The 7,668-nt window shown below is 72.6% G+C and carries 6 protein-coding genes and 1 pseudogene; 5 read left to right on the forward strand and 2 right to left on the reverse strand.

What is annotated here, in order from left to right; genetic code table 11:
• The 5 genes from CCL05_RS16305 to CCL05_RS16325 all read left to right on the forward strand — a co-directional run.
• The coding region (locus tag CCL05_RS16305; RefSeq protein ID WP_086561239.1) for an ABC transporter substrate-binding protein at window positions 1–1,423 on the forward strand (1,423 nt) is incomplete at its 5' end.
• 19 nt (window positions 1,424–1,442) lie between these two features.
• Window positions 1,443–2,489 carry an ABC transporter permease gene (locus tag CCL05_RS16310; protein ID WP_086561234.1) on the forward strand — a complete coding sequence of 349 codons (1,047 nt, stop codon included), beginning with the start codon at window positions 1,443–1,445 and terminating at the stop codon, window positions 2,487–2,489.
• On the forward strand, window positions 2,486–3,400 hold the full coding sequence (locus CCL05_RS16315; RefSeq protein WP_086561235.1) for an ABC transporter permease: 915 nt from the start codon (window positions 2,486–2,488) through the stop codon (window positions 3,398–3,400). Before CCL05_RS16310 ends, CCL05_RS16315 begins: the two co-directional genes overlap by 4 nt.
• Window positions 3,346–4,407 carry an ABC transporter ATP-binding protein gene (locus tag CCL05_RS16320; protein ID WP_425275920.1) on the forward strand — a complete coding sequence of 354 codons (1,062 nt, stop codon included), beginning with the start codon at window positions 3,346–3,348 and terminating at the stop codon, window positions 4,405–4,407. Before CCL05_RS16315 ends, CCL05_RS16320 begins: the two co-directional genes overlap by 55 nt.
• Window positions 4,404–5,468 (forward strand): ABC transporter ATP-binding protein, encoded by a 1,065-nt coding sequence (locus CCL05_RS16325; protein WP_086561237.1) that lies wholly within the window; start codon window positions 4,404–4,406, stop codon window positions 5,466–5,468. Before CCL05_RS16320 ends, CCL05_RS16325 begins: the two co-directional genes overlap by 4 nt.
• Here CCL05_RS16325 and CCL05_RS16330 read toward each other — a convergent pair.
• Complete coding sequence (locus tag CCL05_RS16330; RefSeq protein WP_086561238.1) at window positions 5,465–6,418, reverse strand: bifunctional riboflavin kinase/FAD synthetase; 954 nt, start codon at window positions 6,416–6,418, stop codon at window positions 5,465–5,467. The genes CCL05_RS16325 and CCL05_RS16330 overlap by 4 nt on opposite strands.
• A gap of 167 nt (window positions 6,419–6,585) precedes the next feature.
• Window positions 6,586–7,668, reverse strand: a pseudogene (locus CCL05_RS16335) (serine protease); the annotation flags it as partial.

Here is a 7,668-nt window from a genome sequence, read left to right on the forward strand (position 1 = left end):
CGCGGCCACCGCGAACGGCAGCTACGTCGGCAACTTCCGGAAGGTGACGGCGCCCAGTCCGACCAAGCTGGTCATCGAGCTGAAGAAGCCGCAGGCCACGATGACCGCGCTCGATGTGCCGATCGTGCCGAAGCACGTGTGGGAGAAGGTCTCGGACTTCTCCGAGTTCAACAACGACAAGAGCTTCCCGGTGGTGGGCAGCGGGCCGTTCGTGCTGACCGGCTACAAGCCCGACAGCTATGTCCGGCTCAAGGCCAACAAGAGCTTCTGGCGGGGGGCGCCGAAGTTCGACGAGCTGGTCTTCCGCTACTACAAGGACCAGGACGCGGCGGTGTCGGCGCTGCGCAAGGGCGAGGTGTCGTTCGTCGCCGGGTCGCCGTCCCTGACGCCCGCTCAGGCGGCGTCCCTGGAAGGCGCGGAGAACATCAAGGTCAACGACGCCCCCGGCCGCCGTTTCTACGCCCTCGCCACCAACCCGGGCGCGAAGGCGAAGAACGGCAAGAAGTTCGGTGACGGCCACCCGTCCCTGCTGGACCAGCGGGTGCGCAACGCGCTGTTCAAGGCCGTCGACCGCAGGGCCGTCATCGACAAGGTGTTCCAGGGGCACGCCGTCGAGGGCGAGGGCTACATCCCGCCGCGCTTCTCGCAGTACTTCTGGAAGCCGTCCGGCGACCGGAAGCTGACGTACGACCCGGCTGAGGCGGCCCGGATGCTCGACCGGGCGGGATACAAGAAGAACGGCGACGGCAAGCGCGTCGGCAAGGACGGCAAGCCGATCACCTACCGCGTCCTGTGCCACGCCACCGACCCGAACGACAAGGCGGTCGGCAAGTACCTCCAGGAGTGGTGGGGCAAGCTCGGCATCGGCGTCCGGCTCAACTGCCTGGACAACGTGACCGACCCCTGGCTCGCCGGCAAGTACGACCTGGCCTTCGACGGCTGGTCGGTCAACCCGGACCCGGACTTCGTGCTGTCCATCCACACCTGCGGCGCGCTCCCGGCGACCCCCGAGGAGACGGGCGCGACCGACAACTTCATCTGCGACAAGAAGTACGACGAGCTCTACGCCCGGCAGCTCGCCGAGTACGACCCCGCCAAACGGGCGGACATCGTGCAGCAGATGGAGTCGCGGCTGTACGACCTCGGGTACATGAACGTCATGGCGTATCCGAACGCGGTCGAGGCCTACCGGACGGACCAGATCAAGTCCATCACGACCATGCCGGCGAAGGCGGGGAACATCTACGGCCAGGACGGCTACTGGAGCTGGTGGTCGGCGGTCCCTGCGGAGTCGAGCGGCTCCTCGGACAACGCGTCGTCGACGGGGGTCGTGCTCGGGGTCGTCGGAGCTGTCGTGGTCCTCGCCGGACTCGGCGTCTTCGCGGCGATGCGGCGGCGCTCCACCGCCGAGGACCGCGAGTAGAGCGGGCGACGGGACACTCATGACCGCTGACGCGACACCCGCGCTGGTCGAGGACAAGCACGCGGCGGCCGGGCCGCGGGTACGCAAGGCCTCCGCGTACCCGCGGTACCTCGCGGGCAAGGTGGCGGGCGCGGCCGTCTCGCTGCTGGCCGTGCTCGTCACCAGCTTCTTCCTCTTCCGGCTGATCCCCGGCGACCCGGTGAAGACCATGACGGGCGGCCGTCAGGTCTCGGCCGAGCAGCTGGCCGCCTATCGCGAGGAGTTCGGGCTCGACCTGCCGCTGTGGCGGCAGTTCACGGACTACTGCGGCAAGGCGCTCACCGGCGATTTCGGGACGTCGTACCAGTTCCGGGCGCCCGTCGTCGACAAGATCACCGAGGCGCTGCCGAACACCCTGCTGCTGACCGGGACCGCCTTCGTCCTCTACACCGCGCTGGGCATCTTCCTCGGCACGCGCTCGGCATGGCGGCACGGCAAGCTCGGCGACCGGGTCAACACCGGTCTCGCGCTGACGCTGTACTCCATCCCGTCGTTCTGGCTCGGGCTGCTGCTGATCATCGTGCTGGCGGTGGGCATCGGCCCGATCCCCGGGATGTTCCCCACCGGCGGCATGGAGTCGGGCGGCAAGGAGGGCTTCGCGTACGTCGTCGACGTGGCGCACCATCTGGTGCTGCCGGTGGTGACGCTGGTGGCCGTGGAGTACGGGCAGACGCTGCTGGTCACCCGGTCGGCGCTGCTGGACGAGATGGGCAGCGACTATCTGACGACCGCGCGGGCCAAGGGGCTGCGCGACGACCTGGTGCGGCGCCGGCACGCCGTGCCGAACGCGCTGCTGCCGACCGTCACGCTGATCTTCATCAACCTCGGCCGGACGGTCGCGGGCGTGATCCTGGTGGAGACGGTGTTCTCCTGGCCGGGCCTCGGCGGGCTGTTCTACCAGGCGCTGAGCGTGCCCGACCTGCCGCTGGTGCAGGGGCTGTTCTTCGTGTTCGCCGCCGCGGTGATCGTGATGAACACCCTCGCCGACCTGGTCTATCCCCTGCTCGACCCCCGGGTGGCCCGATGACGACGACGACCGGCACGGGCCTGGGCCCGCGCGCCCTCGCCCGGCAGCGGCGCCGGGCCTCCGTCGCGCGCTTCTGGCGGCAGTACCGCTCGGAGCGGGCGGGGCTGTACGGCCTGACCGCGCTCGCGCTGTGCGCGCTGCTGGCGCTGTTCGCACCGCTGTTCGTCGGCTCCGACGTGAGCAGTGTGACCGACGCGCCGGGGCGTCCGATGCAGAGCCCGAGCGCCGAGTTCCCGCTCGGCACGGACCAGTTCGGGCGGGACCTGCTGGGCCTGGTGATCTGGGGCTCGCGGGTGTCGCTGCTGGTCGGGCTGCTCGCGGCCGTGCTGTCGGTGGCGATCGGCACGCTGATCGGGGTCACGGCCGGGCACTTCAAGGGCTGGTACGCGACGGTGATGATGCGGATCACCGACTGGTTCCTGGTCATGCCGACGCTGGTACTGGCGATCGCCCTGGCGACCGTCATGTCCCGCTCGCTGACCACGACCGTCGTGGCGATCGGCGTCACCACCTGGCCGACCACGGCCCGGCTGGTGCGCGCGCAGACTCTCGCGGTGGAGACCCGGCCGTACATCGAGCGCGCGAGGGCGCTCGGCGGCGGGCACTGGCACATCATGTCGAGGCACGTCCTGCCCAACGTGATGCCGCTGGTGCTGGCGCAGACGACCCTGATCATCTCCTCGGCCATCCTCGCCGAGGCGACGCTCGCCTTCCTCGGTCTCGGCGACCCGACGGTCGTGTCGTGGGGCGGTCTGCTCCAGGACGCGCGGGAGGCGGGCGCGGTCAGTGCCGGGGACTGGTGGTACCTGGTGCCGCCGGGCATCGCCATCGCCGTGGTGGCGCTGGCGTTCACGCTGTGCGGGCGGGCCGTGGAGTCCGTCCTCAACCCCAGGCTGGGGGTGTCGCGGTGACGCTGCTCGACGTCAGGGACCTGACGGTGACGTACCCGGGCGGGGCGGCCGCCGTGCGCGGGGTGGACCTGCGCCTGGACGCGGGCCAGAAACTCGGACTCGCCGGGGAGTCCGGCTGCGGCAAGTCCACGCTGGCGCTGGCCCTGCTGCGGCTGCTGCCCGCCGGGACCCGCATCACGGGTGAGGTCCTCCTGGACGGTGAGGACGTGCTGACGATGAAGTGGGGCCGGGTCCGGGCGGTCCGCTGGGCCGGGGCCTCGGTCGTGTTCCAGGGGGCGATGCACTCCCTCAACGCCGTGCACCGCATCGGCGACCAGATCGCCGAGCCGATCCTGCTGCACAAGAAGGCGACCCCGGCCGGGGCGAAGAAGAAGACCGGGGAGCTGCTGGAGCACGTCGGTCTGCCCGCCGCCCGGGCGGACGCCTACCCGCACGAGCTGTCCGGCGGGCAGCGCCAGCGCGTCATGATCGCCATGGCCCTGGCCTGCGACCCGCGGCTGATCATCGCCGACGAGCCGACCACCGCGCTCGACGTGATGATCCAGGCGCAGATCCTCCGGCTCATCGAGCAGCTGGTCGCCGACCAGGACCTGGGCCTGATCATGATCAGCCACGATCTGGCGGTCCTCGCCGACACCTGCGACCGGCTCGCGGTGATGTACGCGGGCCGGGTGGTCGAGGAGGGCCCGGCCCGGCAGGTGTACGAGGACGCCCGGCACCCGTACGCCAGGGCCCTGTCGGCCGCGTTCCCGCGCATCGGCGACCCGTCGTCCCGGTTCGCTCCGCAGGGGCTGGCGGGCGACCCGCCCGACCCGGCGGCTCTGCCGTCCGGCTGTACGTTCCATCCGCGGTGCCCGGTGGCGCTGGAGTCCTGCCCGCAGGAGGACCCGGTGCTGCGCGAGGCGGGGCCGGAGCGCCGGGCGGCGTGCGTCCTGGTCGGGCCGCCGGCTCAGGATCCCCGCGAGGCCCCGGACACCCTGGAGGAAGCGAGGCCCAGTACGCCATGACCACATCCCCCACGGCACCCGAGGTCACCACGGCACCTCTGCTGAGCGCCCAGGACCTGCACGTCACCTTCCCCGGCCGGCACGGCGGCCCCCGGGCCCGCGCGGTGGACGGGGTCGACCTGGACATCCGGCCCGGCGAGATCGTCGCCCTGGTCGGCGAGTCCGGCTGCGGCAAGACGACCCTGGCCCGCTGTCTGCTGGGCCTGGTCCGGCCGACCTCGGGCCGGGTCACCTTCGACGGCCGCCCGCTGGAGTACTCCGGCCGGTCCCTCAAGGCGTACCGCAAGCGCGTCCAGCTGGTCCTCCAGGACCCGAGCGGCTCGCTCAACCCGCGGCACACGGTGTACGACGCGGTCGCCGAGGGCCTGCGCATCCACGGGTACGGCGGCGACGAGCGGACGGCGGTCGCCGAGGCCCTGTCCCGGGCCGGGCTGCGGCCCCCGGAGCGCTTCTTCCTGCGCTATCCGCACGAACTGTCCGGCGGACAGCGCCAGCGGGTCGTCATCGCGGGCGCGCTGGTCCTGGAGCCCGAACTCCTCGTCGCCGACGAGCCGGTGGCGTCCCTCGACGCCTCCGTGCGCGGCGAGATCCTCGCCCTGCTGCTGCGGCTGCGCACCGAGCTGGGCCTGTCCGCGCTGGTCGTCACGCACGACCTGGGGCTGGCCTGGAACATCGCCGACCGGGTCGCCGTGATGTATCTGGGCCGGATCGTGGAGACGGGCGCGGTGGAGCAGGTGCTGACGGCACCGCGGCATCCCTACACGCAGGCGCTTCTGTCCGTGCTCCCGGAGGCTCCCGGGGCCCCGGTGGTCCTCACCGGCGAGCCCCCCGACCCGTCGCGCGTACCCTCCGGCTGCCGCTTCCACGCCCGCTGCCAGATCCTCGCGAGCGGGGAGGCGGACCGGGCGGGCGTGGCGGACGCGTGCAGGAACCAGGACCTGGAGGTGCTGAGCGGGGGCGGGGAGTCGCAGGTGGCCTGCCACTGGGCGACGTCCCTCAGGGGCGCGGGGAACTGCGCGACCAGCCCCCACACACCCGCAGACGGCCCACCAGCGAACTAGGCAGCCTCGTCAGCCGCCACCAACTCCCTGCACTTCTGAACGTCCCGCCCCATCTGCTCCAACAACTCATCCAGCGTCTCGAACTTCGCCTGCCCCCGCACGAACGCCAAGAAGTCGACCGCGACATGCAACCCGTACAGATCCAGCCCGACCCGGTCGATGGCGTACGCCTCCACCGTGCGCTCGGTCCCCTCGAACTGCGGGTTCGTGCCGACGGAGATCGCGGCCGGCATCGCCTCCCCCTGCGCGTGCAGCCAGCCGGCGTACACACCGTCGGCCGGGATGGCCGTGTGCGGCAGCGTCTCGACGTTCGCGGTCGGGAAGCCCAGTTCGCGCCCGCGCTGGGCGCCCCGGACGACGACGCCCTCCACCCGGTGCGGCCGGCCCAGGATCTCCGCCGCGCCCTGGACGTCGCCCTCGGCGACCAGACGCCGGGTCAGCGTCGAGGAGAACGGCTCGCCGCCGCCCGCCTCGCCCGTCACGTACAGGTCGACGACCTCGACCTCGAAGTCGTAGGTCTTGCCCTGCGTGGCCAGGAACTCCACGTTGCCGGCGGCCTTGTGGCCGAAGCGGAAGTTGGGGCCCTCGACGACCGCCTTGGCGTGCAGCTTGTCGACGAGCACCTTGACGACGAAGTCGGCCGGGGACAGCTTCGAGAACTCGGTCGTGAAGGGCAGGATGAGCACCGCGTCCACGCCCAGGTCGGCCATCAGTTCGGCGCGGCGGTGGTGCGGGGCGAGCAGCGGCGGGTGGCTGCCGGGGCGGACGACCTCGCTGGGATGCGGGTCGAAGGTGACGACGACGGCGGGCACGCCCAGCTCCCGGGCACGGTTCACGGCATGCCGGATGATCAGCTGGTGTCCGCGGTGGACTCCGTCGTAGGAGCCGATGGTGACGACGCTGCGCCCCCAGTCCTGGGGGATGTCCTCCAAGCCACGCCAGCGCTGCACTGTGCCTGCTCCTTGTCGAAAGCTCGTCGAACCCGTGTCCGTGGTTGTTCGTGGTTGCCTCGTGCGCAGGTCTAAGGGTGCCATGCCGGGTGCCTGTGGCCCGCATCGGCATGGGGGCTGTGACCGGGCGCACGACACTGCGGTCACTCCGGCCTGCGCGGGATCCGTCAGACGGGGACGCGTTCGCCCGCCAGGTTCTCGATCGTCCGGTGGGAGCTCGGCCCGACCAGCGCCGCCCACTCCTCGGGCGCGGCGGCCAGCCAGCGGGCCACGCGGGCGGCGAAGCCGGGCACGTGCCGGCCGAGGTCGACCAGCGCGCGGTCGAAGCGGCCGGCGCCGTCCGGGGTGCGCACGAGGAGCAGTCCGATGCGGCGGACGAGGTCGCGCAGGTCGTCACCGCCGTTCCGGGCGGCGGCATGCAGCAGCGCGTCCAGGACGTCGATGTCGTGCTCGCGGGCCAGGAGCGCGTCGCGCAGCTCGCGGCGCAGCGGGCGGGAGGCGGGGACGCCGGGCGGGGCGAGAACGGCGGCGAGGGCGCACCGCAGCCGTACCGGGCCGGCCTCCAGCAGGCCGGTGACCAGCGGCAGGAGCACGGTCCGGGCGGCGGGGCCCCGGTCGAGCCGCTGGTCCACGTACGCGGCCACGTGCCCGGCGAGTTCCGGTCGCCGCTGTGCCGCCTGCCCCACCAGCACGGCGACCCGTCCGGCCAGGCCGGGCGGGGTGGCGTCGGCGAGCGCCCGCAGCGCCTCCTCGGCGTCCGGCCGCTCCAGCCGCGCCGCGAAGGCGCCGAGGACCGGCTCGGGATGGGCGGGGAGGGCGGCGGCCGGCGCGTCCGGCGGGAGGTGCGGGTCGCCCGCCGCGAAGTGCTCCAGCGCCCTGGGGAGATAAAGGACCCGGGTGTGCGGATCCTGCACGAGGAGGGCGAGTGCGCCACCGTGCAGGGCGCGGTCGGCGGGGCGGGCGAGGAGGGTGAGGGCCGCGTAGCGCAGGAGGGCGCGGTCGCCTCCGGCGCTCACGTGCGGCGCGACGCGCAGGCCGTGCGCCATCGCGGCACTCCGTCGCGCCGGGCGCTCGTCGCGCGCCCACCGGTCGACGGCCCGGCACACCGCCGAGGGTTCCTCCTCGGCCAGCACGGCGAGCAGTTCGTCGGCCCTCCGGTGCGCACGGTCGACGAGCACGTCCGCCAAGTCGTCCAGGGCGCGGTGCCGGTGGGTGTGCAGCAGCGCCTGCGCGGCCGTGGCCACGGTCGC

This window comes from Streptomyces africanus (genome assembly GCF_002150735.1).
Classification (GTDB): Bacteria; Actinomycetota; Actinomycetes; order Streptomycetales; family Streptomycetaceae; genus Streptomyces; species Streptomyces africanus.